The organism is Rosenbergiella nectarea (genome assembly GCF_900111105.1).
Taxonomy (GTDB): Bacteria; Pseudomonadota; Gammaproteobacteria; order Enterobacterales; family Enterobacteriaceae; genus Rosenbergiella; species Rosenbergiella nectarea.
In genome coordinates this window covers 111,295-130,054 of sequence record NZ_FOGC01000003.1, presented here as the reverse complement: position 1 = coordinate 130,054, position 18,760 = coordinate 111,295, and the positions used below count along the sequence as shown (strand labels likewise).

Annotated in this window: 12 protein-coding genes and 4 pseudogenes; 5 read left to right on the top strand and 11 right to left on the bottom strand. The window is 47.4% G+C overall.

Features of this window, described 5'->3' with window-relative positions; translation table 11 throughout:
- The first annotated feature begins 242 nt into the window (after positions 1-242).
- Positions 243-1,112: an NAD(P)-dependent oxidoreductase gene (locus tag BMX14_RS05215; protein ID WP_092673796.1), complete on the top strand. Its 870-nt coding sequence runs from the start codon at positions 243-245 to the stop codon at positions 1,110-1,112.
- A gap of 40 nt (positions 1,113-1,152) precedes the next feature.
- Here the strand turns inward: BMX14_RS05215 and dld are convergent, their stop codons facing one another.
- The 4 genes from dld to BMX14_RS05195 form a co-directional block, all read right to left on the bottom strand.
- Positions 1,153-2,850, bottom strand: a complete 1,698-nt coding sequence (dld, locus tag BMX14_RS05210) for a D-lactate dehydrogenase (RefSeq protein WP_092673793.1) — start codon at positions 2,848-2,850, stop codon at positions 1,153-1,155.
- A 113-nt stretch (positions 2,851-2,963) separates the two neighbouring features.
- Positions 2,964-3,608: an oxygen-insensitive NAD(P)H nitroreductase gene (gene nfsB / locus BMX14_RS05205; protein ID WP_092673790.1), complete on the bottom strand. Its 645-nt coding sequence runs from the start codon at positions 3,606-3,608 to the stop codon at positions 2,964-2,966.
- 89 nt (positions 3,609-3,697) lie between these two features.
- Positions 3,698-4,318, bottom strand: coding sequence for a trimeric intracellular cation channel family protein (locus BMX14_RS05200; RefSeq protein WP_092674252.1), 621 nt, complete (start codon positions 4,316-4,318; stop codon positions 3,698-3,700).
- A gap of 122 nt (positions 4,319-4,440) precedes the next feature.
- Entirely contained in the window at positions 4,441-5,250 is an 810-nt protein-coding gene (locus BMX14_RS05195) for a shikimate 5-dehydrogenase (protein ID WP_092673787.1), read from the bottom strand.
- Positions 5,251-5,465: 215 nt separating this feature from the next.
- On the opposite strand from BMX14_RS05195, the gene ada reads away from it, so the two are divergent.
- Positions 5,466-6,536 carry a bifunctional DNA-binding transcriptional regulator/O6-methylguanine-DNA methyltransferase Ada gene (ada, locus tag BMX14_RS05190; RefSeq protein WP_092673784.1) on the top strand — a complete coding sequence of 357 codons (1,071 nt, stop codon included), beginning with the start codon at positions 5,466-5,468 and terminating at the stop codon, positions 6,534-6,536.
- A 2-nt stretch (positions 6,537-6,538) separates the two neighbouring features.
- Here the strand turns inward: ada and BMX14_RS05185 are convergent.
- The 3 pseudogenes from BMX14_RS05185 to BMX14_RS05175 form a co-directional block, all read right to left on the bottom strand.
- Positions 6,539-7,121 (bottom strand): annotated as a pseudogene (locus BMX14_RS05185) (ATP-binding protein).
- A 47-nt stretch (positions 7,122-7,168) separates the two neighbouring features.
- Positions 7,169-7,779 (bottom strand): annotated as a pseudogene (locus BMX14_RS05180) (winged helix-turn-helix domain-containing protein).
- A gap of 44 nt (positions 7,780-7,823) precedes the next feature.
- A pseudogene (locus BMX14_RS05175) lies at positions 7,824-9,035 on the bottom strand (phosphoethanolamine--lipid A transferase); the annotation flags it as partial.
- A 239-nt stretch (positions 9,036-9,274) separates the two neighbouring features.
- Between BMX14_RS05175 and BMX14_RS05170 the strand changes: the two are divergent.
- Positions 9,275-10,090: a sugar phosphate isomerase/epimerase family protein gene (locus BMX14_RS05170; RefSeq protein WP_092673778.1), complete on the top strand. Its 816-nt coding sequence runs from the start codon at positions 9,275-9,277 to the stop codon at positions 10,088-10,090.
- A gap of 48 nt (positions 10,091-10,138) precedes the next feature.
- Here BMX14_RS05170 and BMX14_RS05165 read toward each other — a convergent pair whose 3' ends face one another.
- Positions 10,139-11,122 carry a YadA C-terminal domain-containing protein gene (locus BMX14_RS05165; protein WP_092673775.1) on the bottom strand — a complete coding sequence of 328 codons (984 nt, stop codon included), beginning with the start codon at positions 11,120-11,122 and terminating at the stop codon, positions 10,139-10,141.
- A 575-nt stretch (positions 11,123-11,697) separates the two neighbouring features.
- Complete coding sequence (locus BMX14_RS05160; RefSeq protein WP_092673772.1) at positions 11,698-13,155, bottom strand: catalase; 1,458 nt, start codon at positions 13,153-13,155, stop codon at positions 11,698-11,700.
- Positions 13,156-13,392: 237 nt separating this feature from the next.
- On the opposite strand from BMX14_RS05160, the pseudogene BMX14_RS05155 reads away from it, so the two are divergent.
- Positions 13,393-14,622 (top strand): annotated as a pseudogene (locus tag BMX14_RS05155) (MFS transporter).
- Positions 14,623-14,661: 39 nt separating this feature from the next.
- Here BMX14_RS05155 and mqo read toward each other — a convergent pair.
- Complete coding sequence (gene mqo, locus BMX14_RS05150; protein WP_092673769.1) at positions 14,662-16,302, bottom strand: malate dehydrogenase (quinone); 1,641 nt, start codon at positions 16,300-16,302, stop codon at positions 14,662-14,664.
- Between the two features lie 266 nt (positions 16,303-16,568).
- Positions 16,569-17,156, bottom strand: a complete 588-nt coding sequence (locus tag BMX14_RS05145) for an MFS transporter (RefSeq protein ID WP_092673766.1) — start codon at positions 17,154-17,156, stop codon at positions 16,569-16,571.
- Positions 17,157-17,387: 231 nt separating this feature from the next.
- Between BMX14_RS05145 and BMX14_RS05140 the strand changes: the two genes are divergently transcribed.
- On the top strand, positions 17,388-18,737 hold the full coding sequence (locus tag BMX14_RS05140; protein ID WP_230527308.1) for a carbohydrate porin: 1,350 nt from the start codon (positions 17,388-17,390) through the stop codon (positions 18,735-18,737).
- Positions 18,738-18,760: the final 23 nt, after the last annotated feature.

The window sequence follows — 18,760 nt, the reverse complement described above, 5'->3', positions numbered from 1 at the left end:
ATAGCGGCTGTAGGTGATCAGTGTCTCGGGAACTGGAGAAGGTGCTCGCCTACGACGCAGTAAAGACTATAGCGGTAAACCGCTGGCCACAGTGGGGATCGGTCTACTCATCGGTACCGATAAAGCTTAGTGAGGTATTTCAAATTTATGATTCTTACAACAAAATATTTCTCAGCCTTGCTCGGCACTCATTAATCGATTGATCTGATCTACACTATGGTTAATCACAAGAGGAATCGATTATGCCAACGAAGATTAATACTGTTTCAGTACTCGGATTGGGAGCAATGGGCCATGCTTTTGCCGCCAACTTAGCTAAAAATGATTTTACCTTGCGGGTATGGAATCGTAGCGAAGAGAAGGGCAAGGATTTAGCTGAAAATGGCGCGACCCTCACGTCAACTCCGGCCCAAGCCGTCGAAGGCAGTGAAGTTGTGCTAGTCATGCTCGCGAATGCTGAAATCACCTTAGATGTTATACATCAAGTGATCGATACGTTAGCAGACCAAGCCATCGTTGTTCAGATGGGAACGATTGGCGTTGAAGCAACTCAACAGATCCATGCTTTACTCAAAAAGAAACGTCCTGATGTCGGCTTCATCGACGCGCCTGTTTCAGGAACAAAAAAACCGGCTGAAATAGCACAAATATCCATACTTGCTAGCGGCGACAGTTCGCTGCAATCAAAGATTGAACCCGTGTTCGCGGCCATTAGTAAGGGCACCCACTGGTTGGGTGATGCCGGAGCGGGGAGCGCCATGAAACTCGTGGTTAACAGTTGGTTGATTGGTCTGGTACAGAGTTTGGCCGAAAGCCATTGCTTAGCGAAACAACTTGGTTTTAGTCCCGAAACGCTCTGGTCAGTGTTAGAGGGTGGGCCGCTAGCCGCCCCTTATGCGAAAACGAAATTAGAGATGATTGATGAAGGCACCTACGAGCCGCAGATGCAGCTTAAATGGGCGTTAAAAGATGCCACACTTGCCGCTAAGGCCGGCGGGGCTGAGCAGATGCCAAACCTACATTCGATCACATCGCTGTGGCAAACTGCAGTAGACGCCGGATTGGGAGATAAAGATCTCTCGGTCATCGCGCACTATCTCGAAAAACAGTAAGTGAGAGGGCGTTCTTCCAAAGGGGAGAACGCCTCACCGCTTACTGCCAAAACTTACGACGACTCGTTTTGCCTATGCCGGGGTTACAACTATTGGTGGGATCGAGTTCGCGCCAATGTTGCTGGTAATCTTCCTTGGCAGCATATAAATGACCCACGTTATGTTCAGCCGGGTAGCGTGCGCCACGTTGTTCAATGTAATTGATCACCTCTTGCTTAAACTGCTTACCGTCGACCCCAGGTTTCAATATATAATCCTGATGATTCACTAAACAGAAGAAGTGCCCGCAACAAGAGTCTGCTTGGATTTGGTCCTGGAGATGAGCAGGGAGATCAAATAACCATTGTTCGTCGTTGCGGCGGAATGCCGCATCGAAAGCAATCAGTCGCTCATTAGGGTCAATGCCCAAATATTCGCAGTAAGAAATTGCTGCCCCTGCGACCGCAAAGCGGATCAAAAATGCATCTTGGGCCTCGTTTTTATCACAAACAAAATAGTCGCCTTGTTGCTCGGTGAAAAAGGTATCGAGGAGAGCGGTTAACTGTGTAGCGTGTTCACTGTCCGCTTTAATCAACAGATGATGTTGATAGCGGCGGCGATACTCCAGTATTCGCTTAGCGACCAAAGCGGGCGTTAATTGATTAAATCCTTGAATCAGACGATCGGTCAGGTTACTGGGTAAACATTTGATATTTTTTACCCTAATGTCCCATTTCGCCTTTCTCGCCATCAGGCCGGGAATCGACTGAGGGCCTAACTGGCGTATGGCGAGGATCATATGCTTGGCATAACGCATCGTCATATCGAAGGCATTGGCATGAATATATTCGGCTTGGATCGGTAGCTGATCAAGCTGGTTCAGGAGATAACGTCGCAACGCTATCAGTACTTTTTCATCATTAGTGCCGATGTACCAGGTCTCTGTCGCTTTACTGGCCGGGAAGGTAGCAAGCCTTGCAGCAAAAACAATAATCTTCCCGGCACAGCCCGCACTGTCATGTAAATAATGCGGATCTCCGTTAAAACGTGCCGGTGAAGCTGAGTCGGTATCACGTAGTTTCTCCGCATAATCATCCGCCCATATCTTACCTTGCCAGTTGTCGGTATCTCCGGTGGTGAACTGCTTGGCCTCTAAGTTCTTTAGGATTTCGTCAGGCGTTTCCCCTAATTCAATACCCAAATTGTTGATTAAGGTAATTTCACCTTGCTCACTGATCTGTGCGAAGAGTGATTTTTCGGTAAAAGCCGGCCCACGTCGGATAAGGGAGCCGCCAGAGTTATTGCATAATCCACCAATTACTGATGCACCGATACAAGAAGAACCGATCACCGAATGGGGTTCTCGCTGTAAGGGCCTTAAGATATCTTCTAACTCGGTAAGGGTGGAGCCGGGATAGGCAATCACTTGTTGTCCATCATCGATTACCTGGATGCCTTTTAAGCGCCGGGTGCTGATAATAATTACGGGTCGATCGTAATCGTTACCATCTGGCGTTGAGCCACCGGTGATACCGGTATTAGAGGCCTGCATCAAAATGATAACGTCTGCAGCGACGCAGCGTTGTAATACTTGCCAGAGTGCAGTCAAGGATTCGGGGATAATAACGGCTAGAGCCTCTCCTTGGCCGACGCGAAAACCGGTGGTGTAAAAGGATTTATCATCTTGAGTGGTTAATACTTGCTTACTGCCAACAATAGCCGTTAACTCGTGAAGCAGTGCTGAAGATTGTTTTTCCATATCCGCCTGATCCTTGCTGCTGAATGATAGGAAAACAATATACCTAAATGCGTCGTCGGGGAAGGGGAGGGAAATCAAGAATTCGGTAATCTGTAACGATTACCGAATGACGCTTATAATGTAGTGATAATCTTATCAAGTGGGAAGCGGGACTTAGGCAGTTGTGCATTAAAATCTGCATCACTGTTATAGCCAACAGTTGCCATGACCACGCTGTGTAAACCTTGTGCCTCTAACCCCAAAATATTGTCCATTTTGTGGGTATCAAAGCCCTCGATTGGCGTGGCGTGCAGGCCCAATGCTGGCGCACCTAATAATAGAAAGCCTAATGCAATATAGAGCTGGCGTTCCATCCACTTATGCTGAAACTCAGGAGAATGGGCGACATTATTGATGTAACCGCGGCGACCCGCATCATTTTTCTGACGAGCTTGTGCATCACGAAAACGGCCATCTTGCTCTTCTTGCGCCACTAAATCATCTAAGTGTTGCTCGCTAATACCATTGATACTGGAAAAAACGATGGCGAGAGGGGCATCAGCCACTTTAGTTTTATTCAGATCAAAGATAGCGGGAGCGATTTTCTCGCGGCCAGCCTCGGTCGTAATCACATGAAAGTGCCAGCCTTGCAGATTGAGCGTAGAAGGGCTGTTCTGTAATAACGACAGGACATCCGCTATCTGTTGTTCAGTCAGGGAGCGTGAGGCATCGTAGGCCTTAGTGGTAAAACGGTTTGAAGCCAGTTCAGTAATGTTCATGTTATGCGTTACTCTTGCGCGCGAATAGTGCAATACGGTAATGATTTATCTTGAGTAGAGCAATACATCAAGCACATAGGGTTAACTGATTAATCGAGATATTTATTGGTGATGGTTTTTAGCGTGATGTTATAGCGAAGGGAAACCATACGTATCGCCGTACAGCTACCAATCGCCAGCCAGATACTGTATTGCGGAGGAATAACGCCAGATGAGCCTAAGATCTGGATCCCAGCACCGATCAGTGCCGCACTGGCATAAATCTCTTTAGTGAGGATCACGGGAGAACGACCGGTTAGAATATCCCTGATACATCCGCCACCGACGGCGCTGATACAACCCATCAAAATAGAGAAAAAGATCTCATGGGTGTGTACGTAAGCTTTATTCGCACCAAATGCGGCAAAAAAACCAAGGCCAAGCGCATCGAAAAAGAGGGCGGGTTTTTCAAAAGAGAATACAATCTTCTGAAAAAAGGTGATGAGCATAATGGCAATGATCACACAAACCAGATACTCAACATTAATCAACCCTGCAGGAGGTGTGGCGCCTAAACAGAGATCTCTGACACAACCACCCCCTACCGCCGTCACAAAAGCCAATACAAAAACGCCAAACAGGTCAAAGCGATGCCTAACGCCGACTGTTGCGCCACTCAGTGCGAAAACAAACGTACCAAATACATCAATAAAATGCAGAAGAACAGTCATGGCTAAAGCGCTCATAGCAGATTAGGGAGCACCATCAAGGATGGGCCTCAACGAGACCGGCAGATGATATGCCATAACGGTCACGGAAAAAAGAGTTTCCCGTGCCTTGTCGGAAGGAAGCGTTACTGGCGGGAAAAAAGAGACGCCTCTTGCATCAATGCGTCACTGGGTCTGACCCCGGTATATAACGCAAATTGTTCCAACGCTTGCAGCGCAATCACTTGGTCACCACTCAGTACTTTCTTGCCGAGTGCTTGGCCTTTCTTTACCAAGGGCGTCAGTGTTGGGAAGGCGACAACATCGAACACAGTCTCTGCTGCGTTAATCATTGACTCAGCAAAGGCGAGGGTGTCACTTTCTGCGCCACCAGTCATCCCAATGGGTGTGACATTAACGATGATATCGGCAAGCGTAGTGTCGTCAGGCGACTGATAGCGGTAGTGATATTTATCCGCCAACGCTTTACCACTCTGTGCATTGCGGGCCATAACGCTGAGGTGAGTAAATCCAGCATCGTAAAATGCCGCGACCACAGCCTTAGCCATACCGCCTGCACCTTGTACCAAGACAGTTTGTGAACTGTCATGCAGGTGGTCGGTGATCAGCTGACGGATTGCTAAAAAATCGGTGTTATAGGCGGTGAGTACGCCGTTATCGTTAACAATAGTATTCACTGAATCGATCGCCTTAGCCGAGTCGGTCAAGTGATCGATAAAAGGAATACAGCTCTCTTTGAAAGGCATGGAGACCGAACATCCCCGGATCCCTAATGCCCGTACCCCCTTAATGGCCGCGTCAATATCGGTCGTGGAGAAGGCCTTATAAATAAAATCAATACCGAGTTTTTGGTAAAGATAGTTATGAAAACGGGTACCAATATTACTGGGTCGGCCGGAAAGAGAAATACAGAGTTGGGTATCTTTATTAAGCATAATGCAGTCCTAGTCATCATATCTAGCGATAGTATTATCAGTGAACCGATTCCATTGGAAGATGAACACTGAAAAAATGCGACGCAAAGTAATATCTAGCAGATAGCGTGGTGAATAGTTAGCCAAATAATGAGTGAGTGTAAAAAACGGATATTATTGAACAGTGTGATCCTCTATCGTTAACGGCATTCAGTCACTGGTAGGAGTAAGCGCCCATGGTTACACCACGCTATCTAAGCGAAGAAGAACGCTGGCAAGCCGTCGAAACCCGCGATGGTGCTGCGGATGACCATTTTGTCGCCGCGGTGACCTCTACCGGCTATTATTGTCCTCCCAGTGCGGTGACACTTTTGCCTGCTCGAGAGGATGTTGAATTTTTCAGTGATAGCACCGCAGCCGAAGCGGCAGGTTACACCTTGAGCGAATTCACCGCGCCATCCGCACGTTATTCCGCAAAGTGGCTCACTATCGTTAAAAAATGCTGTTATTTCATCGAGAACGCCGAGCACTTACCGGATTTAACAACGCTTGCCGATTACTGCTCGGTGAGTGGCAGCTATCTGCATCGTATTTTTAAATCGGTCACTGGCTTGTCGCCAAAAGCATACAGTCAGGGGTTGCGTGCCGCCCGCTTGCGAGAGCAACTCAATGATCCTGAAAAATCGGTCTGCGAGGCGATTTATCAAGCCGGTTTCAATGCCAATAGTCGATTCTACGAAAGTGCGTCGCAACGCCTGGGGATGACAGCGAAACATTATCGGCGTGGGGCTGCAGGGGTCACTATCTATTTCGCAATCGGGCAATGTAGTCTTGGCTCGGTATTGGTGGCGCAAAGTGAAAAAGGCGTCTGTGCAATAAGCTTAGGCGATGAGCCTGACGCTTTAATTGAACAATTTCAACAACAATTCCCTTATGCCATCCTGATGGGAGGCGATGCACACTACGAGCAAATCGTCGCCCAAGTCATTGGATTTATTGAACAACCTGGGTCCACGTGGCACTTACCTCTGGATATTCAAGGCACCGTTTTTCAAGAGCGCGTATGGCGGGCGTTACGCGATATTCCATTAGGATCAACCGTCAGTTATACGGCTATAGCGGAGCAGCTCGGTTCCCCCAAGGCGGTACGAGCCGTTGCTCAAGCCTGTGCGGCGAACCGACTCGCTGTCGTGATCCCTTGCCACCGCGTGGTCAAGCGAGATGGTCAGCTGTCCGGCTATCGGTGGGGAATTGCCCGTAAAGAGGCGCTGTTAACCCGGGAAAAAAAAGCGAATCATAAGGGGTAACGCTACGCCTCGAGGTGTTGCGTCTGCTGAGGAATTACCACGGTGGCGCGGCAGCCTGTAGGCAATAAGTTCGTCAGGGTGAATTGGCTGCGATGTAATTGACAGATGCGTTGCACGATATTCAGCCCAAGCCCAATCCCGTCATATCGACGGTCCATACGCACAAAGGCTTTACTTAATTCCGTTGCCTTTTTCAGATCGATTCCGGGCCCTGGGTCATCAATCTCAATACAGATACTCTGCTGCTGCGCAGAAACCCGCAAGGTGATCACTGAGCCTTGCGGGCTGTAACGATGAGCATTTTGAATAAGATTCTGTATTACCATCTGCAATAAGGTGATATCACCTCGTAAGTGTAACGCAGCGGCAGGGGTTTCAACGTTTAAGGATTGCTGCCGCTGGGCCAACTGTCGATGACATTCAACTTGCTACCGCCTCGTGCACCTCTTTCTCATAATGGCGATGGCGATCGGGGTGATTGATTGCACTTTGGACCAAGATTGTGACCTGTTCTCGGCTCTCATGCCAAAGCCAGAGGATACTGATTACTTGGCAAATAACGATAATGGCACCCACCGTTAGCATAAGTTTCCAGCGTAACGTGTTAGGGGCTAAGGAATGAAGGAGTGTTCTCACGGTGTTTTCTGCGTCCTGATGGAGTAGCCAAAACCACGTAGCGTCTGAATACGCTGTTTGCCGACTTTATCCCGTAGATTATGAATATGCACTTCCAGCGAATTAGTAGAGGGTTCGTTATCCCAGCTATAGATATCGCTGTACAGCACATCGCGATGCACCGGTTGATTTGCTTTGAGCATCAACCGTAATAAAATAGCGTATTCCTTAGGCGTTAACTCAAGCAGTTGTTCACTTAAAAAGACTAAGCGGCGACCAATATCGATAGTGAGATCGTCGATTTGCAGCAGATTATCCGATTGTTGATGAAAACGGCGTATTAACGCTCGACTTCTCGCTAGAAGCTCCTCTAGGGCGAAGGGCTTGATAAGTAATCGTCGGCACCGCTGTCGAGTCCTACTATGCGATCCTCTAAGGTATCGCGAGCCGTCAAGACGATTATAGGAATAGTATTTTTTCGCCTACGTAAACTTTTCAATAAGGTTAAACCGTCACCATCCGGCAACCCTAGGTCGAGCAAAATCAGGCTATAAGAGGAGGAGTGTAGATACTGCTCGGCGAGCTTGATACTATTCACCGCATCGCACAGGTAGTTCTCGCCCTGCATGGCGAGCAGGATCCCCTGCTGTAGCAGGGGATCGTCTTCAATAATCAATACTCTCTCGCTTTGCCCCGACAGTGCGTCAGCAAGTCGAGTTGGGGTTGATATTCGCGCGTTTGGACGCCGAACAATCCTAATACGGTGGGGAATAAATTATCTTGTGACGTATGCATAAGCTTAGCCTGATCAACCATACATTTCTGATTAACAGCATAGCGTTGCTGATAGTCTTGTGAAAGCCAAATTAACAGAGGAACGTGTTTCTGTTGAATCGGTGCAATCATATAAGGCAATCCATGAAAATAAACCCCATCTTCACCTAACGACTCACCGTGATCGGACAGATAGACCAAACTGGTGGTAAAGCGCTGTGAATTCGCTTGTAGCAGCTGAATACCTTGATCGACCATCGCATCCATATAACGGATAGTATTATCATAGGTATTGACGAGCTGTTCTGTAGAACAGTGCTGCACCTCATTCGTTTCGCAAGTTGGAGTATAATATTTGAAGGCATCGGGGTAGCGGTGATTATAGGTCGGGCCATGGCTACCAATCGTATGGAGTACGATTAACGTATTACCGGTTTGCTTATCAATATAGCCCTGTAAATGATGAAATAGCACTTGGTCATAACATTCACCATCGATACACATACCAGGCAGATTTTGTGCGGTCATCTCTTCAGTCGGCACCCGTGCACAAGCTCCCTTACAGCCACCATCGTTTTCACGCCACAGCACGTTGACGCCAGCACGTTGCACAATATCCAGTAGGCCCTCACGATGATTCGCCAGTGCATCGTTATAGTGATCGTGCCCCATCCCTGAAAACATACAAGGGACTGATACCGCGGTGGAGGTACCACACGACAGCGTATTTGGATAGTAGATTACATTATCCTTGGCCAATAAAGGGGTCGTTTGTCGTGTATAGCCACCGAGGCCTACATCCTGCGCTCGGGTCGTCTCACCGACCACTAAGAGTGTCAAAGTCGGTTTTCCTGTCAGGTGTGCCGCACTCTGGCGGGCATCTTCGCCAAAGCGAATTAAAGGCAGATTCGCCGTACGCTCGTGTTTATACCAAGAGAGGGCGGCAGCGATGCCGTTAGAAGGGCTTAAGTAAGTAATGAATTCGCGATTATTACGAAAAAGTGAAGCGTAATCCTTGAAGAAACTGTTCGAGATTAAATAGGTTCCGGCACTCGATACCAACAGCGCTATCAAGGCATAACTGATACGCCGCAGAAGCGACTGACAAGGCGAAAAGCCTGCTCAAAATAAGGAATATTTAAACACAGTGTGATCGCAGCTGCCGTTAGCGCATTCAATACGGGGTGCGTTACGCGCGTCGTTAACCAACTTTTCATAACATAAGTCCAGACTAATCATCGAATGATGAATTATTACTGACCGACCTTAAGATAATCTTAAGCCTGCTCTGAGGTGGATTGACGCTTGACGGTCTATACTCATTAGCAAGTCATTAATAGGAGAAAGATATGTCATTCTTGAAAGCCAATCCGCGTTTCCTTAACACCGTTCTACTTGGGGGGACCTTTGCAAAGAAACTTGAAGCGATTGCGAAAGCTGGATTTGATGGGGTTGAAGTGTGGCAACAAGATGCTGAACAAGCGGTGTCTAAGACTACGCAGCAGCTCGACGCCTTATCCCTTGAGCGCACTGATTACCAAGTGTTATTGGATTTTGACGGGGCAGTGGGCGAAAAACGCGATGAAAAGCGCCGCGAAGCGTTGACGATGATGGCGACGGCAAGTGAATTAGGAAGCCCAACGATATTGGTGGCCGCCAATACGGCTGAGTGTGAACAGCATAAGATTGTTGCGGATATGAAATGGCTCTGTCAGCAAGCCAAAGGTTTTGGTCTGCGTGTGGCCTATGAAGCGATGTCTTGGAGTACCGAGATCGACCAGTGCGATAAAGCTTGGCAGGTTATCCAGCAAGTCGATGAAGAGAACCTCGGCATAGTCGTCGATGCTTTTCACCTCTTTGCCTTACGCCGGACAGTGCAGGACTTAGCGGGTATTCCGGTGGAGAAAATCTTCTTAGTACAATTATCGGATATAACCATGCCGTTAGACAGTGACGCCCTTAAACAGATCGCTCGGCATCAACGCTTATTACCCGGTGAGGGTAATTTCCCTTTAACAGAGTTGATCGCCTACTTAGATAAACTGGGTTATACAGGACCTATCGGAGTAGAGGTATTTAATGACCAGGCCGTTGAGCAGGATGCTGAAATTCTTGCATGCAAAGCCAAGAAAGCGATGGAATATATATTAGGGAAGGATGGATAGGTTGTGATATGAACCTTTTGCGGCAAAATATCACAACCATTTTTCGTTTTACCAGCCTAAAGCAAAGCCAGCACCAGATGTGAATCTTCCGGTGGAATCTTTAGCGAAGTTAGCCCTGACATTAGAATTCGTACTTGTTTTATACTGAACGCCAACCGCTACTGCATTGCCATTGCTGTAATTGCCGGCCCCAACCCCCAATGAGAATGTATCCTCAGCAACATAAGGTATGGATGCTATTGCTGCTGAGCTCGCCATGGCTGCATTCAACCTGTTGCCCAGTTTATCAATTCGTTTATTTACAGCCTGAAATTGGTTTTCTGATTTACTCCAATAATTATTAATTTGCTGATTCGTATAAGAATTTGCGGAAGATAGCGTATTCATATCACCATTCTGTCTGGCTGTCGCCTCGCTACTGACTTGACCATCAGTGTAGGTATTGGCAGAAGAAAGAGTACTCGCGTCGCCTCTCTGCCTAGCTGTCGCTTCGCTACTAACTTGACCATCAGTGTAGGTATTGGCAGAAGAAAGGGTATCAGCATCGCCTTTCTGTCTGGCTGTCGATTCGCTGCTGACTTGATCATTAGTATAAGTTTTTGCAGAAGAAAGAGTACTCGCGTCGCCTCTCTGCCTAGCTGTCGCTTCGCTACTGACTTGACCATCAGTGTAGGTATTGGCAGAAGAAAGGGTGCTCGCATCGCCCTTCTGCCTGGCAGTCGCTTCACTACTGACTTGACCATCAGTGTAGGTATTGGCAGAAGAAAGAGTGCTCGCATCCCCGTCCTGTCTGGCTGTCGATTCGTTACTGACTTGACCATCAGTGTAGGTATTGGCGGAAGAGAGGGTATCAGCATCCCCCTGTTGGATATCTGTACCCAAATCGCTGACGGCTCGATTGAGGTCATTGTTGTTACAGGTATGAGGATTATTGGGATCGATGATCCCACTTGAGCAGTAATTTTTGCTTGCACTGTAGGCTGAAGGAGAAAGTACTATAGCGGTAACAAATATTAACTGTTTGAAGTTCATCTCTTTCTATTCCCCTAGGATTTTGTTCTAAGTTGTTAAAATTAAGTTAAGTCTAAAAAACGTAAATTTGCTTATAGTGCCAGATCAAGTCGAAAGGTTAATAAAGCAGTATAATCTCATCTAGGCTAATAGATAAGGATTTTTTATATAAATTGAATCGAGGTGTTATACTGACATATATAAAATAATATTTTTAAAAAATCTGATTCTAGGGTTAGATACAAATACTCATTCAATGATTATTTTTTAATGATTTACGTATCTATTTAGAGATTCTTTATAGGTGGCTGATTTTCGGAAACTATAATTTGACTAATCATGCCTGAGTGTAAGAGGTTTTAACTCACCCATTGCACGTGATAGGACCCTGTAGGGCGATATGTATAAGAAAAGTCATAAGCCACTGACCCACCCTCTTTTCTGTTCTTAATAATGCCCAGTAAAGTAGGTTGAAATAATAAATTAACTTTCTGCAAACTGGTTATTGCCTTTGCCAGTCCAATTCATTGCTTATGGAGTGGACGTGAGCTAATTTATAGTTCAATAAAGCCCCGCGGTGCGGGGCTTTATCATTATTATTGAGAAGATTTCACTTTCTCAGCGATACGGTCGCCAATAGTTTGATCAATTGCGCGCCAGTAATCGAAGGCACGGGAGAGCACTGGCTCTTTCACACCATTGAGTAGGTGACCTGCCACGTTATTCACTAAGCGATCGCGGCCGGCGTCGTCCAGTACCTGATTAACCAGTGCGTTTGCCTGTCCGTAATCATCATCTTCGGCATGCAACGAATAAGGCGCACGGAGCTGTTCACCCTGCGCGGACCACGTAGAGTCGGTAGGATAACGTTCGCCATCAGCAGCCGGTCCCCCCTTACTATTCGGGGCATATACTGGGTCGCTGACGGGCTGCATACGCATTGCGCCATCTTTGCTATAGCTATTCACTGGACAACGCGGGCTGTTTACCGGGATCTGCTTATAGTTAACCCCTAAACGCGCACGGTGTGCGTCGGCGTAGGCGAAAATACGACCCATCAGCATTTTATCAGGACTTAGACCGATACCTGGCACTAAGTTGTTCGGTTCGAATGCCGCTTGCTCGATTTGCGCATGATTATCGGTTGGGTTGTGATCTAAGGTAAGCTTACCCACCTTAATCAGCGGATAATCTTTATGCGGCCACACTTTGGTTAAGTCGAATGGGTTAAAGCGATAGTCATCAGCGTCGGCGAACGGCATAATCTGCATATACAGCGTCCAGCTAGGGTTATTACCCTCTGAAATCGCGTTATAGAGATCACGAACGTGGAAGTCACCGTCTGCACCCGCTAACTTATCCGCCTCATCCTGCGTGAGGCACTCGACGCCTTGGTCGGTTTTAAAGTGGTATTTGACCCAGAATTTTTCGCCTTCGGCATTCACCCACATATAGGTATGGCTAGAGTATCCGTTCATATGACGCCAGCTCTTAGGAATGCCACGGTCGCTCATTAACCAAGTGACTTGGTGAGCGGACTCAGGGGAGAGTGTCCAGAAGTCCCATTGCATATCGTTATCACGCAGATTGTTATCGGCACGACGCTTTTGTGATCGGATAAAATGCTGGAATTTCATTGGGTCACGCACGAAGAAGACCGGCGTATTATTGCCGACCATATCGTAGTTACCTTCGGTAGTATAAAATTTGATCGAAAAGCCGCGTGGATCACGCCAGGTGTCTGGACTACCGCGTTCGCCCGCTACCGTGGAAAAACGCATCAATACATCGGTTTTAACGCCTGGTTGGAAGAGGGCGGCTTTAGTGTATTGACTGACGTCTTCGGTTACCTCGAAATGCCCGAACGCGCCACTACCCTTAGCATGGGGTTGACGCTCCGGAATGCGCTCGCGGTTGAAGTTCGCCATTTGCTCAATAAGATAATGGTCGTGTAATACAATCGGGCCATCAGGGCCGACGGTTAAAGAGTGTTCGTCGCTGGCAACAGGAATACCGGCATCGGTGGTTGTTATGTTTCTTTTTTGATCGCTCATCACTGTCCTCATGATTTTTTATTTTTTACATTGCTCACTTTAAGCGTAGACAAAGATCTGTTAATGCGACATTTTTTTTATCGACAATCGGCAGAAAGGGTATTCATTTGCCCAGCAAAGTTCGTGATATGCTTATCATCCTTATCATCCTTATCATCCTTATCATCCTTATCATCCTTATCATCCTTATCATCCTTATCATCCTTATTATCAGCATGCTTAGCTTGGAGCCAAGACTTGAATTCCGCAGCGTCTCAATTATCCCCCTTTAGTCACCGTGGCTTTCGGCAATACCTGATTGCACAAACCTGTTCATCACTCAGTTTCCAAATTGTTTCCTTAGCTGTCAGTTGGCAAATTTATGCCATCACCCATAGTGCCTTTATGCTGGGGATGATCGGGCTGATGTAATTTTTACCTTCGGTGTTATTAGCGCTTCCTGCAGGACACCTTGCTGATCAATATAATCGCAAAACATTGATCGTTACCGGACAGGTCATCGAGTTTCTCTCGGTGGTGGGGCTTATTGCACTGCCGCTATTGTTATGGTTATCCACCCCAGCGTTATTAGCCTTGGTGGCGCTGTTCTCTATTGCTAAAGCGGTAGAAGGACCGGCCAATACCTCGCTATTGCCTGCGTTGTTACCGGCTGAGCTGCTCTCCAAGGCAATGGCCACTAACCAAGTTTTCCGCGAAGCGATGGTCATTGCAGGTCCAATGGTGGGCGGTCTACTGTATGTCTATTCACCGGAGGCGGCTTATGGGGTGGCGGCACTCAGCTATCTTCTTGCATTAGTCATGATCGCGACCGTCCGCTATATTCCTGTCGCACTGACACGCCTACCGATGACAATGAAAAATCTGTTTGCAGGATTGCATTTCATCTTCGAGCGAAAGGATGTTTTAGGCGTCATCTCTTTAGATCTTTTCGCCGTATTACTCGGTGGAGTCACTGCGTTGTTACCTATCTTTGCTCAGGACATTTTGCACACCGGCCCCTGGGGGCTGGGGGCATTGCGGGCTGCGCCTTCGGTAGGTGCCCTATTAACCGGGGTTTGGATCAGCCGTCGGGTATTCACTCGCCATACTGGCTTGATTATGTTTGGCTGTGTGGCCGGTTTTGGGGTAGCGACATTAGTCTTCGCACTTTCTCATAATATTGTGTTGTCCTTGCTGGCACTGGTCGCGCTTGGCGGTTTTGATATGGTGAGTATGGTAATAAGAGGGGCGATGATTCAACTGGATACTCCCGATGCAATGCGGGGCAGAGTTAATGCGGTCAATTCGATCTTTATCAATACGTCCAATCAGTTTGGCGAATTCGAAACCGGTGTATTGGCCAGTGTGTTAGGAACGGTTCCTGCAGCGGTAGTGGGGGGCGTTGGGACCTTGGTTATTGTGGCGATATGGATGAAGTTTTTCCCGAGTTTACGTCAACGTCAACAATTAACTCAGTCTGCCGAGTAGAGATAACCCCTTCAATCGACCGATTGAAGGGGTTGAGGTTTACAGCGCCATACCCTGATTAGGTGTAGTCGTCGTCGAGGTAGGGGCTTGAGCACTCGCCGGTGCAGACATCTGAATACGAGGTGGAGGCGTTAACTGTAACACTTCAGCAGTATGATCCCAGACTTGTTGTGCTAAGGCCGGATCGTTATTCAGTTTCTGACCGTAGCTTGGCACCACTTGTTTGATACGGGCTTGCCATTGCGGTGTTTTCACCTGTTGTGGGAATAATTTCTCAATCACATTTAACATGATTGGGGCTGCGGTTGACGCACCCGGTGAGGCGCCCAATAAGGCAGCAATCGTCTTCTGCTGATCCGTCACAATCTCGGTGCCCAGTTTCAAGACGCCACCTTTGTCAGCATCTTTTTTAACAATTTGCACACGTTGTCCCGCTTGCCACAGTTTCCAATCAGACTGTTTAGCCTCTGGGAAGTACTCTTTTAAAGCATTGAAACGATCTTCATCAGACAACATGACTTGACCGATTAAGTATTTCACCAAATCGAGGTTGTCTACGCCAACATGCGCCATCGGCATTACGTTATGGGTTGTGGTCGCACTAAACAGATCTAACAATGAGCCATTTTTCAAGTATTTGGTCGAGAAAGTGGCGAATGGTCCAAACAGTACGACTTTTTTACCGTCTAAATAACGCGTATCCAAATGTGGGACCGACATCGGTGGTGCACCCACAGAGGCTTGTCCGTATACTTTGGCAGTATGCTGAGCAGTGATCGCAGGGTTTTCTGTCACTAAGAATGACCCTCCGACAGGGAATCCTCCGTAATTCTCTGCTTCTGAAATACCGGATTTTTGTAATAATTTCAGTGACGCGCCGCCTGCACCGATGAATACATATTTTGCATGGATGCTGTGTTTCTCACCGGTGGTACGGTTTTCGACCGTGACTAGCCAAGAGTTATCATCTTGACGGGTAAACTCGGTCACTTGCGTAGAAAGCTCTAAGGTGAAGCCTGGTTGCTTTTGAAGATTGCCGACTAATTGACGCGTAATTTCGCCGTAGTTAACGTCTGTTCCTAGCGGTGTCCAAGTTGCCGCGACTTTCTGAGCAGGATCACGACCGTCGATAATTAATGGTGCCCACTTCTTGATCTGTTGTTGGTCAGTCGAGAACTTCATGCCTTGGAATAGTGGACTTTTTTGTAACGCCTCGTAGCGACGCGTTAAATAATCGACGTTCTTTTCACCCCAAACAAAGCTCATATGCGGCGTCGAATTGATAAAGCTGCGCGGTTGTTGCAGGGTCCCTAACTGTACCTGAGACGCCCAAAACTGCCGGGAAATCATAAAAGCTTCATTAATATCGATCGCTTTCGAAATATTGATGGATCCATCTTCACGCTGAGGCGTGTAGTTAAGTTCCATGTTAGCAGAGTGGCCAGTCCCCGCGTTATTCCAACCATTAGAAGACTCTTCAGCTACACCATCGAGGCGTTCAACCATGGTCTGTTTCCATTCTGGTTGTAGCTCATGTAACCAAGTGCCTAGCGATGCGCTCATGATGCCGCCACCGATCAATAGTACATCAGTATTTTCGGTGCGTGCTTGTGCCGTGTGGGTGAATAATGACGCGGCGATCAGCGATAAACTGAATACCGTCTTTTTAATGTGTTGCATAACAAACCCTGATAAGAAACTCACCAATAGTGTGACCGATTTTAAACAATTTATTCATAATTGTTAATAAAAATTAAACATTATTTTCTAAGTGCTCTGAGTCATATTGAAAAAATATCATGACTTATCGGAGGGTTATTGAGTTATTTTCCTCACAGAAATCCACGCCTAAAACTCATGAAATTGTAAACTTATTGAATAAACTGACATATTTGAAATCGGTACCTAAGCCGGTTTTCTCCGAAAATTAAGCAAAATGGTAGAACTTACTCGATCGACTTAGGAATCGCTGTCCGTTGCAAGATACGGAAAAAAACCAACACATTAACGAATCTTATCAGTGCAGAGAAAGTATAGACCCATTCCATCCCAAATAATGATGAGGTCACAGCGCCGAGTAGTGGACCGCAAAGAAACCCACTGATCTGCGCCGTCGACAACATACTTGATGCAAATCCGCTGCGGCCCTTAGGCGCTTGGCCAGCAATCAAGGCCATTGCGTTAGGAATATATCCAGAGGCTAAGCCCATGATGCCGCGAAACAGACACAGCTGCCATACCGATTGCGCCAACCCCTGGCAGACGATGGCGATAGCCATCCCGACCGTGGCACGAATTAGCATCAGTTTACGCCCACGTTTATCTGCTATTTTTCCCCGTAGTGGTGAGACTATCGCTGAAACCAGAAACGTCATACTGAAGGCAACACCCGACCAGAGGGTAAGCTGCTCGGTTGTGTAATGTCCCAACTGAGAAATATAGAGTGGCAGAAAAGGGAGCAATTGACTGGTACCGAGCCCAGTAATGAAACATACCAGCCACAGTGAGACTAAATTTTTCTGCCAAGCGTTCATTAAGCTGCCATTGTCTGAGTAAAACGGAAAATTTCTTAGTTAAGAGTCAGGGTGTAGTAGCTTGGGGAACTTTGCATTCACCAAAGGTGATCTTTGTCAAAAGTACTAAAAAGAAGAGTGATTATTTATTGCTATAGCGGGGTCATTCCGATAAAAGAAAGTTGTCTTTCACTGGGTTGAAATAACCCGAATTCTATATCAGAGAGTCCATGAAGGACTTGGAGAAAATGCATGGATGCTAAACCGCTATACGGTTGGTTATTTGTCGCCGGTATGTCTGTCTCAACCTCACTCTTCGCTGCTCCCTTTACCCCGACAGCATTAGGGTTTGAACCTCCGCCAGAACAGGGTTTACTCGGTGATATGCTTGGTTTGAGGCCCCGATTAACCCAAGAGGGGTTCAATTTCAATCTTGGTTATTTATCGCAAACGGCGAGTAATTTACATGGCGGTGCCGACTCGCGCCATAAAACAGCTTACATCGATCAGTTCGCTTTCACTTTCACGCAGAATCTCGAAACCTTAACCGGGATCCCCGGGGCGGTCATTGAAGGAAACATCGTGAATCGTAATCATAACCAGAACTTAGCCATGCAACGCCTGCAAGATAAGTCGGTACCCATGACCGACTTGGCGCAAGAGAGCTGGGGCGGCCAATCAATTACCCGTTTGGGCTGGTTAACTGCCGGTAGAAGCTTTTTCGGCGGCGATCTCTTCTGGCGCGCAGGTCTCATGAATAAAGTGCAAGTCTTCGACCAAGGTATTCCGTGTGATTTTCAAATGTTATCACTGTGTGGCGGTAAATCTGCCTATTCCATGATCTGGAATAACTGGAATGTTCACACCTGGGGGACAAATCTGGAATGGAAAGCCACGCCTGAACTGACGTTAAAGGTTGCGCTGATGGAACAAAACTCACAGGCCGCGAGTCGCGGTCATGCTTGGAGTGTCTCTACGCAGCACAGTAAGGGGGTCATACTTCCTGTTGAAGCTGAGTGGAGAACTCGCGTCAATCAGTTACCCGGCATCTACACATTGGGTCTAAGCTGGACTAATGCGGAGCAAACGCACTTAGCGCGGGGGACGAGTCAATATTGGGGGGCCAGTGACCCAAATGGCTATGCCAAAACACACAACTCCTATTATCTGTGGGCAGCCGCCAATCAACAAGTGACTCGCCATTCTAACGATCCGCTTCGTGGTATGAGCCTATCGGCCAGCTTAGGACTGGGCGATAAGCGTACCATTCGTTTGCCTGTCGTAGGATCAGTCTCCGCTCGTTATCGTGGAATATTCGATGCAAGACCCAACGATTGGGTTGGATTGGGGGTGAGTTATGTCAAAGTCGGGAGTTGGGCCAACCGAGATCAACAACAGAAACAACACGCAGCTGATCTCAACAATTTATCAGGCTACTGGCCCACAGCGAGTTCAGCCACCAATGCTGAGCTGTTCTATCGTTTCCAGCTGACGCCGTGGTTTCAACTGCAGCCAAGCCTGCAATATTGGCATAACTCAGGAGCGGTCAGCGATACTCCTGATGCGTGGGTAATGGGTCTTAAGACCACTGTGACGTTCTAATCGTGGGCTAGCCCTTCAAACTG

Bases quoted from the DNA above. Each gene is read 5' to 3' on its own strand.
- dld (WP_092673793.1), bottom strand. From the start codon at position 2,850: ATGGAAAAACAATCTTCAGCACTGCTTCACGAGTTAACGGCTATTGTT.
- BMX14_RS05160 (WP_092673772.1), bottom strand. From the start codon at position 13,155: ATGAGCGATCAAAAAAGAAACATAACAACCACCGATGCCGGTATTCCT.
- BMX14_RS05200 (WP_092674252.1), bottom strand. From the start codon at position 4,318: ATGACTGTTCTTCTGCATTTTATTGATGTATTTGGTACGTTTGTTTTC.
- BMX14_RS05145 (WP_092673766.1), bottom strand. From the start codon at position 17,156: ATGAACGCTTGGCAGAAAAATTTAGTCTCACTGTGGCTGGTATGTTTC.
- BMX14_RS05140 (WP_230527308.1), top strand. From the start codon at position 17,388: ATGGATGCTAAACCGCTATACGGTTGGTTATTTGTCGCCGGTATGTCT.
- BMX14_RS05165 (WP_092673775.1), bottom strand. From the start codon at position 11,122: ATGAACTTCAAACAGTTAATATTTGTTACCGCTATAGTACTTTCTCCT.
- nfsB (WP_092673790.1), bottom strand. From the start codon at position 3,608: ATGAACATTACTGAACTGGCTTCAAACCGTTTTACCACTAAGGCCTAC.
- mqo (WP_092673769.1), bottom strand. From the start codon at position 16,302: ATGCAACACATTAAAAAGACGGTATTCAGTTTATCGCTGATCGCCGCG.
- BMX14_RS05195 (WP_092673787.1), bottom strand. From the start codon at position 5,250: ATGCTTAATAAAGATACCCAACTCTGTATTTCTCTTTCCGGCCGACCC.
- ada (WP_092673784.1), top strand. From the start codon at position 5,466: ATGGTTACACCACGCTATCTAAGCGAAGAAGAACGCTGGCAAGCCGTC.
- BMX14_RS05170 (WP_092673778.1), top strand. From the start codon at position 9,275: ATGTCATTCTTGAAAGCCAATCCGCGTTTCCTTAACACCGTTCTACTT.
- BMX14_RS05215 (WP_092673796.1), top strand. From the start codon at position 243: ATGCCAACGAAGATTAATACTGTTTCAGTACTCGGATTGGGAGCAATG.